Annotated in this window: 15 protein-coding genes; 10 read left to right on the top strand and 5 right to left on the bottom strand. The window is 44.2% G+C overall.

The window, feature by feature from the left end; genetic code table 11:
* Positions 1–33: 33 nt before the first annotated feature.
* From C9991_RS05810 to C9991_RS05785, 7 genes are all read left to right on the top strand, one after another.
* The gene (locus C9991_RS05810; RefSeq protein ID WP_106811612.1) at positions 34–711 is read left to right on the top strand and encodes an RluA family pseudouridine synthase; all 678 of its coding nucleotides are present in this window, start codon (positions 34–36) and stop codon (positions 709–711) included.
* Positions 712–750: 39 nt separating this feature from the next.
* The gene (locus tag C9991_RS05805; protein ID WP_106811611.1) at positions 751–1,167 is read left to right on the top strand and encodes a PH domain-containing protein; all 417 of its coding nucleotides are present in this window, start codon (positions 751–753) and stop codon (positions 1,165–1,167) included.
* Between the two features lie 61 nt (positions 1,168–1,228).
* Positions 1,229–2,497 carry a D-alanyl-D-alanine carboxypeptidase/D-alanyl-D-alanine endopeptidase gene (gene dacB / locus C9991_RS05800; protein WP_106811610.1) on the top strand — a complete coding sequence of 423 codons (1,269 nt, stop codon included), beginning with the start codon at positions 1,229–1,231 and terminating at the stop codon, positions 2,495–2,497.
* Positions 2,498–2,541: 44 nt separating this feature from the next.
* The gene (locus C9991_RS05795; protein ID WP_106811609.1) at positions 2,542–3,705 is read left to right on the top strand and encodes a mechanosensitive ion channel family protein; all 1,164 of its coding nucleotides are present in this window, start codon (positions 2,542–2,544) and stop codon (positions 3,703–3,705) included.
* A 652-nt stretch (positions 3,706–4,357) separates the two neighbouring features.
* Complete coding sequence (locus C9991_RS05790) at positions 4,358–8,170, top strand: BspA family leucine-rich repeat surface protein (protein WP_198643754.1); 3,813 nt, start codon at positions 4,358–4,360, stop codon at positions 8,168–8,170.
* A gap of 229 nt (positions 8,171–8,399) precedes the next feature.
* Positions 8,400–8,561 carry a hypothetical protein gene (locus C9991_RS16640; protein ID WP_157949372.1) on the top strand — a complete coding sequence of 54 codons (162 nt, stop codon included), beginning with the start codon at positions 8,400–8,402 and terminating at the stop codon, positions 8,559–8,561.
* A 259-nt stretch (positions 8,562–8,820) separates the two neighbouring features.
* On the top strand, positions 8,821–9,000 hold the full coding sequence (locus C9991_RS05785; protein WP_106811607.1) for a hypothetical protein: 180 nt from the start codon (positions 8,821–8,823) through the stop codon (positions 8,998–9,000).
* 436 nt (positions 9,001–9,436) lie between these two features.
* On the opposite strand, the gene C9991_RS05775 is transcribed toward C9991_RS05785, so the two are convergent.
* The 5 genes from C9991_RS05775 to C9991_RS05755 form a co-directional block, all read right to left on the bottom strand.
* Positions 9,437–10,903, bottom strand: coding sequence for an ATP-binding protein (locus C9991_RS05775; protein WP_232823246.1), 1,467 nt, complete (start codon positions 10,901–10,903; stop codon positions 9,437–9,439).
* 332 nt (positions 10,904–11,235) lie between these two features.
* The gene (ltrA, locus tag C9991_RS05770; RefSeq protein WP_106810824.1) at positions 11,236–12,642 is read right to left on the bottom strand and encodes a group II intron reverse transcriptase/maturase; all 1,407 of its coding nucleotides are present in this window, start codon (positions 12,640–12,642) and stop codon (positions 11,236–11,238) included.
* Positions 12,643–13,128: 486 nt separating this feature from the next.
* Complete coding sequence (locus C9991_RS05765; RefSeq protein WP_106811606.1) at positions 13,129–14,250, bottom strand: choice-of-anchor J domain-containing protein; 1,122 nt, start codon at positions 14,248–14,250, stop codon at positions 13,129–13,131.
* Positions 14,251–14,292: 42 nt separating this feature from the next.
* A complete protein-coding gene (locus C9991_RS05760) occupies positions 14,293–15,234 on the bottom strand; it encodes a DUF5689 domain-containing protein (protein ID WP_106811605.1) in 942 nt (313 codons plus the stop codon).
* A 17-nt stretch (positions 15,235–15,251) separates the two neighbouring features.
* Complete coding sequence (locus C9991_RS05755; RefSeq protein ID WP_106811604.1) at positions 15,252–17,849, bottom strand: porin family protein; 2,598 nt, start codon at positions 17,847–17,849, stop codon at positions 15,252–15,254.
* A 513-nt stretch (positions 17,850–18,362) separates the two neighbouring features.
* On the opposite strand from C9991_RS05755, the gene C9991_RS05750 reads away from it, so the two are divergent.
* From C9991_RS05750 to udk, 3 genes are read left to right on the top strand one after another with little or no spacing between them, the layout of a single operon-like run.
* On the top strand, positions 18,363–19,412 hold the full coding sequence (locus tag C9991_RS05750) for an endonuclease/exonuclease/phosphatase family protein (protein ID WP_106811603.1): 1,050 nt from the start codon (positions 18,363–18,365) through the stop codon (positions 19,410–19,412).
* The gene (locus tag C9991_RS05745; protein WP_106811602.1) at positions 19,409–19,981 is read left to right on the top strand and encodes a uracil-DNA glycosylase family protein; all 573 of its coding nucleotides are present in this window, start codon (positions 19,409–19,411) and stop codon (positions 19,979–19,981) included. Before C9991_RS05750 ends, C9991_RS05745 begins: the two co-directional genes overlap by 4 nt.
* A 17-nt stretch (positions 19,982–19,998) precedes the next feature.
* The gene (udk, locus tag C9991_RS05740; protein ID WP_106811601.1) at positions 19,999–20,622 is read left to right on the top strand and encodes a uridine kinase; all 624 of its coding nucleotides are present in this window, start codon (positions 19,999–20,001) and stop codon (positions 20,620–20,622) included.
* Positions 20,623–20,668 lie beyond the last annotated feature (46 nt).

Raw genomic sequence — 20,668 nt, 5'->3', positions numbered from 1 at the left:
TATCCTCCTACTTAATTTCATACCCTAACTCTTATGAACGTAGTCTACGAAGACAACCACATTATCATCGTCAACAAACAGAGCGGCGAGATAGTACAGGGCGACAAGACTGGCGACACTCCGCTCTCCGACATCGTTAAGCAATACATCAAGGAGAAGTATAATAAGCCGGGCAACGTGTTCCTCGGAGTGGTACACAGATTGGACCGACCGGTTAGCGGATTGGTTGTGTTTGCCAAGACATCCAAGGCCTTATCTCGTCTCAACGAGATGTTCCGTACGGGCGACGTGCACAAAACCTACTGGGCTATTGTCAAGAAGAACGACATTGCACCAGAGGCCACACTTACCGACTGGCTTACACGCAACGAGCGACAAAACAAAAGCTATGCACACAACCGCGAGGTGCCAGGTGCCAAGAAAGCTGTGTTGAGCTATAAGGTACGCAGCATGTCTGACAACTATATGTTGCTTGAGGTACGGCTTATGACTGGACGCCATCACCAAATTCGCTGTCAGCTTGCACACATGGGCTGTCCTATAAAGGGCGACCTGAAATATGGTTCGCCTCGAAGCAATCCCGACGGTAGCATATCGCTTATGTCGCGCCGAGTGGAGTTTGTACATCCCGTATCCAAGGAAACAATAGCTGTTGAAGCACCTGTACCCGACGACCGCCTTTGGTTGGCTTTGGCGCAGAATGCAGACTAACAACAAAACATTTTATCCCAACAACATCGCATCTATATAATGAACCGCACTTTTCAACATAAGATATCCATACAGGCTATTGCCGCGGTGGTTCTGCTTGCGGCATGTGCCTTGATGCTGTTTCTAAACCGCACGGGCATAACGCCTCTTTTAGGTATGGTGCTCTTGATTATTGGAGCTGCTGCCGTAGACCGCACGGTGCATACCGAATACATTATGACTTCAGACAACAAACTCGTTATATCGCATGGACGAATAGCCAAGCCTATTGTTGTAAACATAGAGGATATCGTGGCTGTGCGACCCGTACGCGGACTACTATTTGTGGCAAGTCATATTGTAATAGAATATGGTGCGGGACACTTTACATCGGTGCAACCTGCCGATAGCGAAGGATTTGTTAAGGAGCTGAAACGCAGGTTGCAACAAAGCGACTCCACAATTGAAAAAGCCTGATAGAACAATGGCTGTTTCACGATAAACAATAGTTGAAGAGCCCACAGAAACAATAAAACAAATGAAACTTTTTTATTCACGATATATATACACGCTTGCATTATTGCTGATGTCGTTGGCTATGGCAAATGCTCAAGACGTTACCGAATATGACGATGAACAAGGCATAGACACCATCGACTCGCTTGGCGTAGATACATTTGAGGTGGCAAGACAGGCATTGCCTTGGGACCAGACTGTGCGCAAACATCTCGACCACTTGCTCAATCATGAGATGTTCAATACATCTCAAGTGGGCATTATGGTGTACGACCTTGATGCCGACTCTACAATCTATGCACATGGCGAACGCCAGTTGCTTCGACCGGCCTCAACAATGAAGGTTATTACAGCCATTACTGCCATCGACAAGTTGGGTGGCAGCTATCGCTTCAAAACCGAACTATGCTATAAGGGCGAAGTGGCCAACAACACGCTTAATGGCAATATATATTGCGTTGGAGGATTTGATCCACGATTCAACATAGACGATATGCGCGCCTTTGTAGAGGGCATACGCAAGATGGGAGTTGACACTATACGTGGCAATATATACGCCGACAAGACTATGAAGGATGCCGACACTCTTGGAAACGGATGGTGTTGGGACGACGACAACCCTATACTCTCGCCGCTGCTTATCAGTAGAAGGAATGTATTTGCCGAGAGATTTGTACACGAACTACAAAAAGCCGGCATTGTTGTAGAAGGCATTATAGGCGAGGCACGACGTCCTGAAGATGCCTATTGCATAACCAGCCGATTCCACTCTATCGACCAAATTCTGATGAAGATGCTTAAGGAAAGCGACAATCTGTATGCCGAATCGATGTTTTACCAACTTGGCGCTGCTGCCGGACATCAGCCTTCTACTGCCAAGAACTCGGCTGCTGTAATCGACCGACTTATACGTAAAGTTGGTCTTGACCCTAAGCGATACAGCATAGCCGATGGTTCGGGACTGTCGCTATACAATTATTTATCGGCCGAACTGGAGGTGCGCTTCCTTAGATACGCATTCCAGAACAACAACATCTATCTGCACCTACACCCGGCCTTGCCTATAGCTGGCGAAGACGGAACATTGCGCTCGCGTCAGCATGGCACCTTTACCAAAGGCAACGTGTATGCCAAGACTGGCACACTTACCGGTATATCCTCGCTGGCTGGATATTGTACTGCCGCCAACGGACACCGACTGGCTTTTGCTATAATAAACCAAGGTGTGATGCATCGTGCTAATGGCAGAGCATTCCAAGATAGAGTGTGCACCGTGTTGTGCCAACCGTAGACCAATCGTGGGCAACCACCATGTTTGATTAAACCCTTAAGATTATGGACCAAATTACTAAGTACATTGAAGAGTTGTTGGCTTATACCACCTTGTCGGGTGGTTGGCTGTCGTTTGTCACAATGTTTGCGCTGTGTGCCGTAACTGCATTGGTGACTTGGCTGGTATATATGCTGTGCATCAAGATTGTGACACCATTATTGGTGCGCATCACCAAACATACAGATATGATATGGGACGACTATCTGCTCAATCCTCAGGTGCTACACTCGGCTTGCCATGTAGTGCCAGCCATTGTTGTATGGCAGATGTTGCCGCCTCTATTCATCGCCAATCCCGTAATACAGACACTTGCATCCAAGGCCACGGCAATATATATAACCATTACTGTAATGCGACTTGCCATTACCTTTATAGGATCATTCAAGCTCTTCGACTCCGAAAAGGATCATCGCACGGCCGCACAACAATACTTCCACTCATTCTGTGGCGTGCTTAAGATTGTGGTTCTGTTCCTTGGCGTAATTGTTATTGTAGCTATAGTTATAAACCGCAGTCCGCTGACGCTTCTTGCCGGATTGGGTGCCACATCGGCTGTACTGATGTTGGTGTTCAAGGACTCTATAACAGGATTGGTTGCCGGAATACGTCTTACAAGCAACAATATGGTGAGCAAGGGCGACTGGATTACGGTGGATAAGTTGGGAGCCAACGGTGTGGTTGAGGACATAACGCTGTCTACTGTCAAGGTGCGCAACTTCGACAACACTATTGTTACGCTGCCTCCGCAAAAGCTTATAGAAGACTCGTTCCAGAACTGGCAAGGTATGCAGCAAAGCGGCGGACGCCGAGTGACACGTATGATATACATCGACTTCCACTCTATCGGCATTGCCGACGACAATCTTAAGCAACGCCTTGTTGAACGCAAACTGATAAACAAGGCTGATATGCACAGCAACGTTGTCAATCTTACACTCTTCCGCAATTACATCGAATGGTGGATATACAACAATAAGGAGGTGAATACCGACCTTACATTTATGGTACGCCAGTTGCAACCCACCAACACCGGTCTACCTATTGAGGTGTACTTCTTCCTTAAGAACAAGGAATGGAAGACGTACGAGCACAACCTGGCAGAGATAATGGAGAGAATATATGCGTTTGCACCAGAATTTGGACTGAAGATTTATCAACGCGAATAAAACATAAATAGAGCACTCACCGAACTTTCGCAAGTTCAGTAATTTAATATAAATCTCCGTTCCGTGTCACGGAATGTACGTTCCGTGTCACCGAATGGCCGTTCCGTGACACGGAATGCACGTTCCACGTCACGGAACGGAGATTTTAAATGCTTAAAAGAATAATTTATTATTCACTACCAAACAATACCTCATGGCACTCATGTCATGGGGTATTTTCATTTAATTTTGCGTCTTTTGCGTCTCTTTTTTACGTTTTTGCGTCATTTTGCGTCTGCCTAAAATTGGGCAGACATCATTATTATTTGTAAATTTGCAGCGATATGTGCGCAGTTTCAAAGAATTAATAGACAAAAGTCTGTTTGTTGGCTATTTAGCAGTAAAAGCATATGGCTTTCGCTCGGCTCTGCCGCTTGCATAGCAAGAACTTCTCTAACTTCTTTAACTCCTACAAGTAACAGTTCAGAATAATCTTTACATATAGTAGGAGGGTATGGCATCCTTGCCATACCCACTAAATTGGCTGTACAATCATGGCAGAGTGGGTATGGCAGGGATGCCATACCCTCCTACTGATTGCCGCTCATATATAAAGATAAATATGAACACATACTTAACTTCTGATTTACCAATAAATAATAAATATTTGAGTATGAATAAATCTACGATTTCTAAACAATGGTCTTACCTAACAGACCTTTACTCAACTCTTGCTGCCAAGAGCCACAGGCGCTCTACGCTCTGGTTGATGTTGCTCATGTTGTTGCTTCTGCCTGCCAGCATGGTGGCGCAGACAGATTACGACACATCTGTAACGTTTAGTGCCTTAGAGGGTAACCCTGTGGGGTACAAAGGTGAGACATACGCTAATCTCTTTGATGGCAAAAAAGAACCCAATAATTTCTCTAAGTGGTGCTGCAAGTTTAATGGCAGTGCCTACGTCTTCTTCAAAGCCAGCAAGGCAGGAGTGCCTGTGGGTTACACCATCACAACGGGTAATGACAATGCAAATTTTGGATGTGGAGGTCGCAATCCGTTGTCATGGAAGCTCTATGGCAACAATGAAGGCGAAGAAGGCGAATGGGTGCTTATCCAGGCGGTAGAAAATGACACGAAGCTCCAGGATAAGAACTATACTTCGTACGACTTCCCCTGCGAAGGTTCTACCTCTTATAAATATTTTAAATGGGAAATCACTGCTATTCATAGTGGAGGCACATTGCAGGTAGGCGAGTTTGAACTCAAACTCAATACCTGTTCGCACAAGAATGCCGATAACTCGGATGCCCTTGGTGAAGTAATCGAAACCGTAGAACCAACTTGCACAGAGCACGGCTATACCACACACAAATGCTCTCTCTGCAATTCTATTGTGAAGGTATATAAGGATGATGTGCTTAAACCACACAAACTCACTCATCATGAAGCAAAAGCAGCTACATGTACAGAGGCTGGTAACATAGAATACTGGCAGTGCAGTGTATGCAACAAACTCTTCAGCGATGAAGCTACAACTAAAGAGTTTACTGATGCTGCCATCCTCGTGATTCCAGCAAAAGGCCATACATTCGACAGTGAAGGCAATTGTACTGTCTGTCACTATAAGGATTTTCGCTATGCTTTGTTCAATTTGGATGGTATAACCAATGTTACCATTACTGACAATGGTGATTATCCATGGCAGATGTTGGACTTGAAAGCAGATGGAATGTCTAATGTCTCTTCCTATTTTACAGAAGGAAACACAGGACTGATGTCAAGTAATTATGGGGTGGATGACAGTAATTCTGAAATTGAAGTCAAATTCAATGTAGAAAAGCCTATATTATTTTCATTTAAATATCTAATTTCGGCAAAGGATCCTAACTATGTCATTATTACTTTAAATGGAAAACCGCTTGATGATATTAATGGAACAGAGCAAAAAGTGTATAAAAGCATTTTAAACAAGGGTGAATATACTTTGACATTATCATACAATACATTCCCTGGTGATGAAGGTAATAAAGGTGCTGACCGCGCATTCATATACGATCTGAACACGGCAACCACTATTTCTGATTATGTAGCAGAGTTGGATGCTACGAACACTACATTGACTTTCAAAAAAATCACTTCTGATAATTTAGAAAGTATTGATTTAAGCCGTTTAGTTATAGTGAATGACAAACCGAGGGTGAAAAATATCTGCAATCTGTTATGTAAAGGAACTACAAATATCAAGAATATCATTTTCGATAAGAGTTTCAAAACATACGCACCTACATCGTTGGAACAATTCTTTTCTGGCTCCAGTACATTGGAAACAATTTCAGGCCTTGAATATTTGAATACAGCGAATGTGATGGATATGTCAGATATGTTTGCGGACTGTCAAAAACTCTCTTCGCTCGATCTCTCTAAGTTCAATACAGAGAAGGTGACGGATATGAGAGGTATGTTCTATGGTTGTCAAAAACTCTCTTCGCTCGATCTCTCTAAGTTCAATACAGAGAAGGTGACGAATATGTCAAGCATGTTTGAGGACTGTATAGAACTCTCTTCGCTCGACCTCTCTAATTTCAATACAAAGGAGGTGAAGCATATGAACAGCATGTTCCGGGGCTGCTCAGCTCTCACTTCGCTCGATCTTTCTAATTTCAATACAGAGAAGGTGGAGAGTATGGGAAACATGTTCGAGGGCTGCTCCGCTCTCACTTCGCTCGACCTCTCTAATTTCAATACAAAGAAGGTGCGGTATATGAACAGCATGTTCCAGGCATGCTCCGCTCTCACAACCATCTACGTTAGCGATGAGTTTGTAACGACCAAGGTGAGAATTGGTTCTGATATGTTCTCAGGCTGCACAAACCTCAAAGGCTATGATAGTAGCAAGACCGACCACACCTTTGCCAACTGCGGCACGGATGGTTATTTTACTCCTGGATGTGCTTATGCCGAGTTTGACAATGCTACTGGAACTCTTACATTCCGCTACAAAGGAGTCAAGCCCGAAGGAGCTTATGGCTTAAATGAGGGGAGAAATCTTCCTGACTGGAATAATTTAGGAACTAATGTAAAGAAGGTGGTCTTCGATGCTTCGTTTGCTAGTGCAAGACCAACAAACTGCTATGGGTGGTTCAAGGACTTCACTAACCTGACCACAATAGAAGGCTTTGAGTATCTTAACACCGAGAATGTGACGAATATGACCGGGGTATTCAATGGATGTTCCGCTCTCACCTCGCTCGACCTCACTAACTTTAACACAGCGAAAGTGACAGATATGAAACTTTTGTTCGCTAACTGTTCTGCATTGGAGTCTTTGGATCTCTCAATGTTCAATACGGAAAATGTGACATCAATGCCGAGCATGTTTAATGGTGCCACTAATCTCAAGACCCTAAACGTGTCTAATTTCAATACTGAGAAAGTCAACAATATGGGACACATGTTTGCCTATTGCCCTAACCTGACCTCGCTCGACTTGAGCAGTTTCAATACGAAAGGAGTTGAGTATGTGGACAATATATTCAAGAATTGCTCCAACTTGACCACGATTTATGCAAGTGAGAATTTTGCTTTTGGAAGTGGATTGAAAAATGGTGCAGATATGTTCCTTGGTTGTGATAAGCTCAAAGGTTTTATAGAGTATAACAAGAACACGGACACGGACAAGAACAACAGTGAATTCGCCAACTACAAGACTGGCTACTTCACAAAGTTGGTAGGCAAGAATGGTGATGAGAAGATAGGAGCTGTAGGAGAAATTCTTACTGCGGAGAATCTCACTCTTAACGACGACAAGGACTTCGTGGCTTACGAGCCATTCGCAGCCAAGGCAACATCTTATAGCCGCTTTATGAATACTAACACCACATGGGCTACGCTCTGCTTGCCTTTCGAGGTATCTCTCGCAAATCAGAACTTCCGTGCATTCAAGCTTCTTTCGGCTGATGATGATACAGAAACTATAGAACTCGAAGAGATAGAGACAAGCATTACTGCTGGTACTCCTGTTATTATCAAGATGAATGAGGGCGCAAAGTCGCTCAGCTTCTCTGTAGAAAACACAGCGATAGCAAAAGATGTTCAGACCTCAAAGACAGATAATAGCAACTATCAGCTCCAGGGACTCTACACCCAAAAGGGGTTCAACAAGGATGCTGACAACAACTGCTACATCGTGAAGGGCAACAAGCTGATGAACCCTGCAAAGTTGTTGGCAAATACTAAGGTAACAAAGGTGGTAAGCAAGCCGTTCCGTGCTTACATGGTAGACAACTCTCCATCTCCTGCAGCTGGTGCCAAGATGTTTAGCATTGGTTTCGACGACGACAGCACTACAGCCATCGACACCCTCAACACCATTGCCAACGACAAGGCTGAATACTACGACCTGCAGGGCAAGCGCCTCAATGAGCCTCAAAAGGGCATCAACATCGTAAAGCGTGGCAACAAGACTATGAAAGTTATCATCAAATAAAGGAATCAAGAAAATGGAGTGATAATAATACTCTATTATTATAATGTAACAAGTTTATATAGTAGCGGAGGTCTCCGGCCTCCGCAGCAATCAATGATACTAACTCTATTATTAGTAATAATGATTTGTATTCTACTTGGTACTGCGGAGGCCAGAGACCTCCGCTACTTATAAGCTCATTATTGAATCACTCCAAATTTCGGATGAACCATAAAAAAAACTGAGAATTATGAAAAAGAAAGAATATATAAAGCCTGAAATGAATGTCTACCAAATGGAGACACAAGCCATCCTCGCTGGCTCTGTAATAAGAAAAGCAGATAACGAGGATTATAGCGAAGAATCGGTTAGTGACTATCGCGATGGAAGTGGCAGCATTTGGGCTGATTAAAAGAAGCCTCACCCCCAACCCCTCCCCAAAAGGGAGGGGAGTAATTAGACTTATTGGGGATGTCTTAGCTTGAGACTATACATAAGTTAGGGTTGCAAACGGCACCAATGCCGTTTGCAGCCCTAATTGATTTTATTATATGCGGTAATGTTAAGCATAGTATTGTCGTTGATATATTTTCGAAACATTTTTCTTGTTTTCTTCGCACTTTCAAAATAATAGTTTATCTTTGCAAGCATATAAAAAATACAAAATAGCTATGGAACCAAAATTAGGAGATATTATGAAGGTTAATCCTTCTTTGACAGGTTTGACTGATTGGATTGAGGGCCAGGTTATTGATGTTGAACACAACCCTTTTATGGGATTGGTTATTTCCATCAAGGACAATGTAGGCAGAATATTCTTTGGGCAGTCTAAATATTTTAAGTTAGCATAATGTTTGCAATAGCTTTTGATTTAGATATAAATGCTCTTAGTAAGAATTACGGAGAGCCTTATAATAATGCATACTACGCGGGCTGAAAGCCCAAATTGCGCCTAGCCCAGGGCAGCGCCCTGGGTAAACGGACGTTATAAATAATACGCCCTGTAAGGGCAAAAGCGTTGATAATGAACGCTTCTGCCCTTACAGGGCGCTTTGCTTTGGATGTATTACACCCAGGGCGCTGCCCTGGGCTAGGAGCTTCTGCCCCTTCGGGGCGTACCACTTGAGACAACTTTTGACACACCCTCCTCCTACTGTTTTCTAAGTTGGCAGTATTTTTTTACACTTCCTTCCAATCAACCAATCCCTTTCCCTTATCATCCAATTCTATGGCAAGGGCTATCACCTTTCGCTTGTCTGCCTTGAAAGGCTCGGCATATTGCTTTGCTCACATCTGTTCTGTAGCAGCATCTATGCCACCGTTATTGCTAAGCTTCAGTTCGAGAACATAAACGAAGTTGGTGGTTTCTACCACCATATCTATCCTACCCGTAGCTATCATCTTTTCTACTTCAACACGGCAACCAATGGCATTGAATATGGTGCTCATAATTAAGCGGTAGCGCTCCTCCATATCCATGCTGGCAAGCTTCTTGTTGCTGTAAGGCACATCCGCAATGAGGGCTTTAAGGCATTTCATAGCTTCGGGCAGATTGCCAAGCTGAAGAGAAAGAAACAGACTTGATTGTGTGGATTGAATGTCACCATTGCTTCGCAGAGTAAGTGCAGGCAACACCGTCTCGTAAAGTGCTTGTTTTACTTCATTATTAGGAAATCCCAAGATGTAAACTCCCATCTGGTAACCCTTTATCGTAAGATAACCAGACTGATAGAGGAACAATTCGGCTCCACCACCTGTAACATCCGAAGTCTCGATAGTTTGGCGAAGGATGGTACAAGGATCAAAATTACCCAATTTGAGTTCCATATCATCCACAAACTTAGGCAACATGGAGGTGGCACCAGACGAAGCCCAATAGTTCTTTAAATCAGAATCTGCCAAGGCATTGATAAGACTGAACGGATTGAACACATCCACCATGTTGCGGCGACTGAAATGATAACCGTCATAATAGGCTGTTAATTGTGCTACAGCCTCATCAAAAGTCCATCCTTCATATTCAGCCAATCTATTGATTTCGGGTTTGAAATCCCTAAGCACTTCTTCCTTCGTTATACCGCAAATGGCTGCATACTCAGGTTCGAAACTGATGTTGCTCAGATTATTTAGCACTGAGAAGAGAGAGATTTGCGTAAACTTGGTGATGCCAGTGATAAAGACAAACTTCTCGTATTTATCCTGAGATTTCAAGACGGCAAACACTTCTCTGTATATGGAGGTACACGCTTCATGGTGAGGAGTCTTCCAGGAATGCTGCAATGGCGAGTCGTATTCGTCGATGAGAATAGCAACCTGCAAACCAGTTTTGTTGTAAGCTGCCTCAATGATATTCTTGAATCTTACAGCAAAAGAACTATCCTGGCGCACTACAACTTCATACTCCGTCTCAAGTGTATGAAAGGCATCATCCAAATAGCTTCTTACACTTTCTGGTTCTGCTCCCGCCTGACTCATATCCAGCCTTATAACAGGACGCTTCACCCATTCTGTCTCCAGCTGCATTATCTTCAATCCTTCGAACAGTTCCTTCTTTCCCAAGAAGTAGGCTTCGAGCGTATCTACCAGCACCGATTTGCCAAAGCGGCGTGGGCGGCTCAAGTAATTATACGTTTTATTTCTGTTGGCAAGTTGCCAGATGATATCTGTCTTGTCAACATAAAGGTATCCACCCTTTCTGATTTTCTCAAAAGACTGGATGCCTACCGGCAATTTTCTATCGTTTGTCTCTACCATAATACTTTGGCTTTGGTTTTCAAGTGCTAATTTACGATTATTTCCTCAAACCGCCATATTTTTATTTGCTTTTCTATAAGTAACAGTTCAGAATTATCTTTACATATAGTAGGAGGGTATGGCATCCCTGCCATACCCACTAAACTGGTTGGACAATCATGGCAGAGTGGGCATGGCAAGGATGCCATACCCTCCTATAGATTGTCAAGCAGATTTAGTGGATAGGACAGGGATGTAAAAATCGAGTAGGAGGAAAACGAAGCAGTTTTCTTCCTACTTTCGTTTTCCGACCTCTCACACCACCGTACGTGCGGTTCCGCATACGGCGGTTCCTATTTTGGATACCATTCGAGATACGCCTCCATTAAAGTAGCATACCCTGCGGAGCGTAGTTTATTGTTATCTATCGCCCTTTTTAGAACAGGGCTGTCAGCTATTCGCCAATAGCCCTTGCGAGTGTTACCCCATTCGTATGCTTGGTATTTATTGATACCGCATCTAATGAGGTTTGCCACTTTTGTCTTGACTTTCTTCCAAGCTTTCCATATACACATGCGTATTCTACGTCTTAACCATTCGTCTGTTACAAGCAAGAGACGCTTCATATTGGCAAAGTGATAATAGCCGACCCAACCTCGTATGTATTCTTTCAGCTTCTGCTTTCTCTTGGCATATCCCCATCCATTGCTGCGGTTTGTCAGTTCTTTCAACCTTGACTTCATCTTGGCTTTGGACTTTGGGTGCACCGTGAGTTGGCATTCGCCTTTCATCACATAAAAGGAGTAGCCGAGGTATTTCACTCCGCGCACATACGACACTACGGTCTTTTCCTTGTTGACTTTGAGATATAGAGTATTCTCTATAAATCGGGTTATAGACTCCTTCACTCGCATTGCAGCCCTTTTGGACTTGCAGAATATCATCGAGTCATCGGCATAGCGCACAAAGGGGAGTTCTCTGCGTTCAAGTTCCTTGTCCAATTCGTTGAGCATTATGTTACTCAACAATGGACTTAGCGGACCGCCTTGGGGAGTTCCTTCCTCGCTCGCTTCAAACAAACCTTTGTTCATTACACCACTTCGGAGATATTTGTGTATAAGACTGACCACTCTGCCGTCTTTTATCGTACGGCTGAGGATTTCTATGAGTTTGCTATGGCTCACCGTGTCGAAGAAGCGTTCAAGGTCAAGGTCGACTACATATATGTAGCCTTCGTTGACTATCCTTCGCGCTCCTCGTAGTGCGTCATGGCATCCTCTTCTCGGACGGAAGCCGTAGCTCGTCTTGGAGAATTGGTTCTCATAGATGGGAGTCAATACTTGGTTGATGGCTTGTTGCACCAGACGGTCTACTACTGTAGGTATTCCCAACAGGCGCATCTTGCCATTGTCCTTGGGTATTTCTACCCTTTTTACTGGGTTCGGACGGTAAGAACCGTCCATCAAGGAACGGGTGAGTTCATCCTTATTGGTCAGGAGCCATGGGAACAATTGCTCGCACGACATCTTGTCGATACCACCACAGCCCTTGTTTCTCATAACTGCTTTGTATGCTCGATTGAGATTTGTGGGACTAAGAATTTGCTCGAAAAGGTGTTCCTTGTCGAATGGTACTTCCACGATGTTGTCTTCACACATCCACATGAAGGTCTGCACTCCCCCATACCATTCGGTTTCCGACCTATTTCTTTGTGGGCAGCCATTAACTTGGGATAATGTTTTCTGCATTCTTTCCTTCATAAGGTATGTTTCAATTACTATCGTTTAATTGTTAGGTTCAGCCCTTCGTGCAACGTTATCGATTGTTGCACTACTATGACGTCTGCTGACTTCTCACGGCAAGCTTTACTCCACTTCTTTCGTAAAAACAACTATTTGAAGCGTCCGTGAGACCTCCTCGGATAAGGGCGTTGTCTTTCCATCTTATACCTACTTCATTTACACCGACCGTTCCGAATAGCTATTGGGCTTTGGTTTGAATAGCAACCTCACCCACGGTCACATGCCTTATATGAAGTTTCTGTCCGTTAGGTCAGATGTTTGTCTTGGGCTTCCTTCAGATTTCATCTCGCGATGAACACCCTTGCCTTTGACTATGCAATTCCCGCTATTAGGGCTTGCTCGGGACTTTCACCCGTTAGACAATGCTCATGCCGAGCGTACTATAATAAAAGGGCGCGTTGTCATATCGACAGCGCGCCCTTTTATTATATTTTGTCCTATTAATTACTTAGCGTAAGTAATGGCAATCTTGGTAAACTGGAACTGTACGTTAGCCTTACCTGAAGCCTCATCAAATACATTCTTGTAGTCGATGTTGTTGCCGTCGAAGCTCAGAGTCGCTGTAGTATTGCCTACAGTAGACTTCGAATCGCAAGTGAATACAACCTTAGCAATCTTGCTCTTGCCGGCAATGTGCATAGTGTTGTTCTTGTAGACACGTATCGACTTCTTGCTTGCATAGTACTTAGTCATTTTAGCATCCTTATCGGCACCGAATATCAACTTAGTGCCGTCCAAATCCAATTCGGCAACATCCTTAGCGTCCTCAAGACCAAGCTCCTCTACAACGAATGTAACTGGTTTTTCATCTGATGTAACATCAGGATTAACGAATGTAACCAATCCGTTTGTAGTATCAAGGTTCAAGCCAGCAGCCAATTCTGGGGTAGAAGGAGTATCAGGTGTTGAAGGAATGCTCATAGCAGTTCCATCACCCTTAATAGTGAAATTATCAATCTCCCAACCACCAGAGTTGTCATCTGTACTTGTATACTTAAATGCAATGTATACAGTCTTACCGCAATAAGCTGTGAGATCGATATCTCCCGATTCTACAAAAGTCCAGCTTACACCCTCTGGATATTTAGGTATTACGAGCTGCTGCCACTCTGCAGTCTTAACATCACCAGCATAGTTGGTAGAAACCCAAGCTGTCATCATATCCTTCATAGTGCTTACATCGGCAAGCTTGTTGATAGCATGCTTGAACGAAAGAGTTGCCTTCTTACTGTCGCCAAGCAAGATAGCTGGCGACACAGCCCAAGACTCAGAAGCATGACTTGCATTGCTAAAGAAAGCAGAAGCATTGAGATAACCATTGTTGTTGTAAGAAGCAACCTTCCACACTCTTGTCAAACCACCAGTAAGAGTGACATCCTTGAATGTGAATGCAGTTGTTTCATTGTCGAAATTCTCTGAGTATATTTCCTTCAGTCCTGTCTCAGTGTCACCGCCACCAGTATTACCGCCAGTAGGAATGTCGTAAGGAGCCGGAACGTCCTCGCAACTTGTAAATGATAATGTTGTCGCAAGGGCGACAAGCATTGTATAAAGTATCTTCTTCATAATTGTTATGTTTTTGTTCTATTATATATAATAATGTGAATATTATTTGCTCTCCGAAGCTTTGATGTCAGAGAAGCGGCGCAATGCGAGCTGTACTGTATGGTTGTACTTTGCACTTGACTTGTAGCAAGAAAGAACACCCGTTACATCAACCACACCTTGTGGAACAAGATTGGCAGCAAAGTCGGCATAGCAGCTTGTACGTATACCTATCTGCTTGTTGGTCTTGTCGTAACCCTTAAAATAGCGTGTCACACCATAACCAAGAGTCTTGCCTTCATCTTCAGGAGCAAGAGTGGTTTTACCGTCGCCCATAGCAAACTCTACTCCCTTAAGTGTAACAAGACATCCAGCATACTTGTATGCCACATCGGCATCAAGAAGGTCGGCAACATTAAGCTCGCCCTTTGAGGCGTCAGGATTTGTGCTAAACACCTGCACCTTAATCTTAGAAGCATCTGGCTTGCCAATAACCTTAAAGCGGTTTTGCCAGTCGGCACGACTTATACGACTTGGATAGTTCTGATCTTTAGACGAGTCGTGGTAAGCAACACCAAGCTGTGGCTGTGAGCGATAAGTACCATAGTAGAGTCCGCCCACGTTGATGAGCACCTCCTGTCCTATCTGCAACTGACCCGACAATCCGCCCTGAGCTACAGAGATGATGATGCCAGGCTTGTCGCTATCGTCTTGTATAGATATTTGGCTATAGATATTGCCCTCGATGTCGTTGCCTGTAACGATACCCTTAATCTGTGTGCCGTCAGCAATACGAACAGTATAATTTATTTCGTCCTTCTGCTTTGGACCATAAGTATTCTTTAATTCAGCAATAGACACCACATTAGTCTCCTGAATAGAGTTATTGCCATAAGGAGATGTCTCGCTATTAGGGTCCTTCCAGTCGTCGTCCATGCATGATGTGGTAGCAAAGACAGCAACAAGAGCAAGAAGCGCCAACTTAAGATATTTCATTGTTTTCATCTTAATGCTTGTGTTTGTTAGAATTTATATGTAATGTTCAGCATACCATTGGTGCCCCAGGCATAGAACTTAAACGGATTCTTCTCGAACGAGTAGCCACGCAAGTTGTACTTGCCAGTAGCCACACCCGAATATCCGCTTCGGCTCTGCTCGTAACCGCCAGTAACAACGCTGCGGTTATTGAGTATGTTGGTCACCATAAGGTTGATAGAGAGTGATCCCTTCTTAAGGTAGATGTTGCGACCTATAGATCCGTCGAGCATAAATCCGCCCTTGCCCTTAGCCTGGTCGAGAGCGCCAGGAATAATCTCGTTGGTAGCATCGTTAATGATAGGATAACCCAACTTGGTCATGGCAATGTTACGGTTCTTGATGTTCTGCTCGAAACGATAGTTAGGCGAGTAGCTCAAGTATATACGGTCGTAGTAGTTGCCATTAAGGTTGATGAACCAACCATTCTGATGGTAGTTCAATCCGAGGCTCAATGCAGTAAGCGGTGTGCCGCTGTCGCGCATACCTTTATTAAATATACGGTCGTGGTTGTCGCCCACCTGGTCGTCGCCATGCAATGTAGCGCTGGTAGACTCCATATATGTAAGCTTGGCATTGTTTACAATCTTAGCCTCGCTTATAGTACCGATAAGATTAACGTCGAAGAAGCTTGCCAACTTGAACTTTGCACCAAGCTCGGCACCATAATACTCCTTCTTCATGTCTGTAAGAGATACATAGATGAACGAGTTGACATCGTCGTTGAAGAAGTTCTGCCAGTCAGACACATTCTCCATACGCGAGTAGTAACCATTAAGATTGAGGTGCAACCATGAGTTCTCGTACATATAGCCAATCTCGCCATTAAACACACGCTCGTTCTTTAGGCCAGCAACAAAGTCGTTGTTAACCTCAGGAGCCATGAAAGCAGAGCGGGCCTCAGGAGCACGATACTCGTAAGCGGCACCTAACGACACTACATGTCCGCCACCAAGTGTAATGTTAGAGCCTAACTTTACGCCGCCGTCAAGGAACTGTGCATGATGACTCTTGCCATAAGAATTGTTGGCAGCAAGACCATTACGCATTCTACCCTCACGCTGCATAGAAGTATAGCCTATCTTGCCAGCTACGGTATAGTTAAGACGACCTATGTTCTGCGAGTAAGAAGTCCAAAGACGGGCCTTGTTTACGAATATATTGTAGTCGTAGCCAAAGCGGTCGCCTTCCTTAACCACAGCCTTAGGATTGTTAAGGTCGTAGTCGGCCTCTGGCGAATCGGCAGTATACTTGTCCGAGATAATGTAAGTATTGATGTTGTGGAACGAGTTGGCACCAAGCATATCCTCCATTGTCTGGTAGTGCATGCCCTTGTTTGTGCCAGCCATAATACCAAGGTTCACCTTCTTGTCCTTGTCAATCTGATGGTTGAATGTAGACGAAAGTGTCAATGTAAGGTTGTCGTTGTGTTTGGCCTGTACATAATACATAGCGTCGCCACCCTCGGCATTTATGTTGCGGTTGGCATAATAAAGGCGGTCCCAATTGATTTGACGGTTTGCCTTAGAGGCACGCCAATAATTGTAAGATGTGGTCCAATCGTCGAAAGCCTGCTCTGTGCGATAGTTCTCATTTGTGTCGTACCACACATCATAATAGCTTGAAGGCAGATTTTTCCAGTAATTGGGTTGTGGGTTGTCCGAATTGTTATAATTAAGCTTAGTGCTCTTGTACATAGAGTACTTGCCAAACAACGATGTAGTGAGCTTGGTATCGTTGTCTATGGTCCAGTCCCAAGTAAGGATTGCACTTGGAGCATAATCGGTTACAACACGCGAGTTGCGCTTCTTGCCATTCTGATAACCCCAATAAGGATTGTAGTAGCGGTTGTTTGCAAGCCAGTATACCTCGTCAGTACCAGCACCCTGTGTAGAACGTTCGGTTGGATTGCCCCATGTAGAGAACGACAAGCTATGGTTGCCAAATACCTTTTGCACACCAAGGAAGTAAGACAGCGAATTATAGAATGTTCCCTCTACATAGCCATTGCTTGCCCAACGATAGCTAAGAGCACCGGTAAAGGCCCATCCTTTTTCAGAAAGACCAGTGCTGTAGGTATACATACCACGTAATGTGTAGTTGCGGTTGGCGCCACTCAATGTAAGGCGCTGTCCTACGGGCATAGCGGCAGCACGGAAGTTATAATTGTTTGAACCCGCCATACCAGAGAAAGCAAACGAGTTGTTCTCAAAAGGAAGCGAGTAGTCTACATTGCGTGTCATGTTGTTAAGACCGCCCACTTGCGAGTAGCGGAACTGTCCACTCTCCATATCGTTTAGCGATAGTCCGTTGACAAAAACTTCGTTGTACTTTTGGTCGAAAGCACGATAGCGGAAACGAGCAGGTGAGAACAAATAGCCCACCTGACTGGCATAGATGTTGGTATTAGAATTGACAATAGTGACGTTTTGCGTCATATCATCATCCTCACCAAGTTGAGCCTCAGTAAATGTGAAGGCTGCCTCGTTAGATGCCTCACTATGATAGCCGATAGAATCGGTCTGAGCATAGGCAGCAGGAACGCAGCACATAGCCAACACTGCTAAATTAAGCTTCTTTTGCATGTATTTGATAATTAGATTTGTTGATTCATATAGAGAGAATGCAAAGTAAAGCATTAATTTTCAATAAAAAAAGTTTTTTCGAGTTTTATTCACATTAATATTATGTTTCAATGGCTAAGCACCGACAAATTGGTCGGTTTGAGGGACTATAATCCAAACCTACAACCCACCGGTTTGCATCACTCCATATATAGGATGTCACCTTTTTGAGAAGGCAATTTCAATAATTCTTTGTTACAAATTGGGATATTTCAGATTTAATGCCGATATTTGCAAAAAAATTAAACAAATTAAGTTTTCGCAAGCGAAAGTAGTTAAGAAGTTAAGGAGATATCACGCCCTACGGTCGCTAAGGAGTTCTTGCAAGCAAGCGGCAAAAGCCGAGCGAAGCCATTAGTTTTTTTGCTTGATTTATAGCATTAAAAGCATTTGGCTTAACTTCTTAACTCCTTTAAATACTGAATTCTCTGACCTTGCGAAAGTTCAGTTAAACAAATTACAACAAACAAGACAATGAAACAGAAACTCTTAATCCTTGCCCTTATGTTGCTTGCCATCGTGACAGGCACACAGGCACAGAAAAAGTTTAATCTCTACGCTGTAGGCTTCTACAACCAAGAAAACCTATTTGATACTTGCCACGATGAAGGCAAGCGCGACTACGACTTCCTTCCTGGCGGTTCGTACAAGTGGAATGGTTTGAAATACAGTCACAAGCTGCGCAATATGGCACAGGCACTTGCCGACCTTGGCACAGACAAGTTGCCTGGCATTGGATGTGCGGCTATTGGTCTTGCTGAGGTAGAAAACTCTAAGGTTCTTGACGACCTTACAGCACAACCAGCACTTAAGGCCCGCGGATACAAATATGTACATATCGAGGGTCCAGACCGCCGTGGTATCGACTGTGCCTTGCTGTACAATCCACGTTTCTTTACAGTACGTGATGTAAAGCTTGTGCCTTATGTGCCTGAGCAGAAGAAAGACTCTGGATTTGTAACACGTGGATTCCTAACCGTTAGCGGAACAATGGCGGGCGAACATGTAACTATCATTGTATGCCATTGGCCAAGCCGATTCTCTACATCACACTATCGTGAGGTGGCTGCACGTCAGGTGCGCGTGATAAAAGACTCGCTCATCGCTGCCGACAAAAACTGCAAGGTTATGGTTATGGGCGATATGAACGACGACCCAACCAACAAGTCGATGACCGAAGGCCTATCATGCAAGGCAAACATAAGCGAGGTGGGCAAGGACGACATGTACAATCCTTGGTACAACATTCTGGCAAAGGAAGGTCGCGGCACATTGTTCTACAATGGCTCATGGAATCTGTTCGACCAGATTGTTATGACACCTAACATGCTATGCCCAAAGGGCTCTAAGGATTATGCCACACTTAAGTTCTTCCAGAACCAGATACACATCCGCCCATACCTTTTGCAATCGGAAGGCAAATACAAGGGCGCACCTAAGCGTACAACAGCAGGCGGCGTTTGGCTTGATGGCTATTCAGACCACTTGCCTGTAGTGGTGTATCTTGTCAAGGAACAGAAATGATAGAACGCCATCCATTTGAACCTTTCTTGCCTGACGGTTGCCGATTGCTTATGCTTGGCAGTTTTCCACCAGGCGAGAAACGGTGGTCTATGAAGTTTTATTATCCCAACTTCACCAATGACATGTGGCGCATCTTCGGATTGTGCTTCTATAACGACAAGATGCACTTTGTAGACGTTGAGCACAAAACGTTTCGCCTTGACCTTATCATACCCTTTCTTCGTGAACACGGTATAGGAATGTATGATACAGCCACAGCTGTGATACGACTTAAGAACACGGCATCGGACAAGGACCTTGAAGTGGTGGAGCCTACCAATTTGAAAGCTATGGCAGACAGTCTGCCTTGCCTTACCGATATAGTAACTACCGGACAGAAAGCCACCGATGTGCTGTGCCAATGCTTCAACATTGGCATGCAACCAAAGGTTGGCGACAATGTAGAGTTCGACTATAAAGGACGACAATTGAGACTGTGGCGCATGCCAAGCAGCTCGCGCGCATATCCTATGAAGGTGGAGAAGAAGGCGGAGTTTTATGTCAAGGTACTTAAAGGCATAAGCGAGTAAAAAAACAATCAATATATATGACAAACGATAAAGTTACAATTATAGGTATTGCCGGAGGCACTGGCTCTGGCAAAACTACTGTAGTGAAGAAGATTGTGGAGGCATTGCCTCCGCATCATGTGGCTGTTGTACCACTCGACTCTTACTATAACGACACCACATCAATGACCGAAGAGGAAAGACACGCTATAAACTTCGACCATCCTGACGCTTTCGACTGGAAACTATTAACCAAGCAAATCAACGAGCTGCGGGAAGGCAGAGCCATAGAGCAGCCTACCTACTCGTACCTCAAATGCAACCGACTGCCGGAAACTATACATGTAGAACCGAAGCCGGTAATTATTGTTGAAGGCATCATGACTCTTATCAACAAGAAGCTGCGCGACATTATGGACATACGTATCTTTGTTGACTGCGACTCTGACGAACGTCTTATACGCAACATACAACGCGACACTGTGGAACGCGGACGTGATGTGCAGACTGTGTTAGACCGTTACCTCAAGGTGCTAAAACCTATGCACGAGCAATTCATTGAGCCAACAAAGCGATTTGCACACATTATTATACCAGAGGGAGGCGACAACGTCAAGGGCATCGATATGGTGTGCAAGTATATCGAAAGCATCGTAAAGTAACCCCCAAAAAAATTAACGACAATTACACGGAGACTATAATGGTTTG

Origin of the sequence: Prevotella merdae, from assembly GCF_900290275.1 — a bacterium.
Classification (GTDB): domain Bacteria; phylum Bacteroidota; class Bacteroidia; order Bacteroidales; family Bacteroidaceae; genus Prevotella; species Prevotella merdae.
This window is presented reverse-complemented; position numbering and strand designations above follow the sequence as displayed.

What these genes read in the sequence shown, in the direction of transcription:
- C9991_RS05810 (WP_106811612.1), top strand. Translation starts at nt 34, where the DNA reads ATGAACGTAGTCTACGAAGACAACCACATTATCATCGTCAACAAACAG.
- C9991_RS05805 (WP_106811611.1), top strand. Translation starts at nt 751, where the DNA reads ATGAACCGCACTTTTCAACATAAGATATCCATACAGGCTATTGCCGCG.
- dacB (WP_106811610.1), top strand. Translation starts at nt 1,229, where the DNA reads ATGAAACTTTTTTATTCACGATATATATACACGCTTGCATTATTGCTG.
- C9991_RS05795 (WP_106811609.1), top strand. Translation starts at nt 2,542, where the DNA reads ATGGACCAAATTACTAAGTACATTGAAGAGTTGTTGGCTTATACCACC.
- C9991_RS05790 (WP_198643754.1), top strand. Translation starts at nt 4,358, where the DNA reads ATGAATAAATCTACGATTTCTAAACAATGGTCTTACCTAACAGACCTT.
- C9991_RS16640 (WP_157949372.1), top strand. Translation starts at nt 8,400, where the DNA reads ATGAAAAAGAAAGAATATATAAAGCCTGAAATGAATGTCTACCAAATG.
- C9991_RS05785 (WP_106811607.1), top strand. Translation starts at nt 8,821, where the DNA reads ATGGAACCAAAATTAGGAGATATTATGAAGGTTAATCCTTCTTTGACA.
- C9991_RS05775 (WP_232823246.1), bottom strand. Translation starts at nt 10,903, where the DNA reads ATGGTAGAGACAAACGATAGAAAATTGCCGGTAGGCATCCAGTCTTTT.
- ltrA (WP_106810824.1), bottom strand. Translation starts at nt 12,642, where the DNA reads ATGAAGGAAAGAATGCAGAAAACATTATCCCAAGTTAATGGCTGCCCA.
- C9991_RS05765 (WP_106811606.1), bottom strand. Translation starts at nt 14,250, where the DNA reads ATGAAGAAGATACTTTATACAATGCTTGTCGCCCTTGCGACAACATTA.
- C9991_RS05760 (WP_106811605.1), bottom strand. Translation starts at nt 15,234, where the DNA reads ATGAAAACAATGAAATATCTTAAGTTGGCGCTTCTTGCTCTTGTTGCT.
- C9991_RS05755 (WP_106811604.1), bottom strand. Translation starts at nt 17,849, where the DNA reads ATGCAAAAGAAGCTTAATTTAGCAGTGTTGGCTATGTGCTGCGTTCCT.
- C9991_RS05750 (WP_106811603.1), top strand. Translation starts at nt 18,363, where the DNA reads ATGAAACAGAAACTCTTAATCCTTGCCCTTATGTTGCTTGCCATCGTG.
- C9991_RS05745 (WP_106811602.1), top strand. Translation starts at nt 19,409, where the DNA reads ATGATAGAACGCCATCCATTTGAACCTTTCTTGCCTGACGGTTGCCGA.
- udk (WP_106811601.1), top strand. Translation starts at nt 19,999, where the DNA reads ATGACAAACGATAAAGTTACAATTATAGGTATTGCCGGAGGCACTGGC.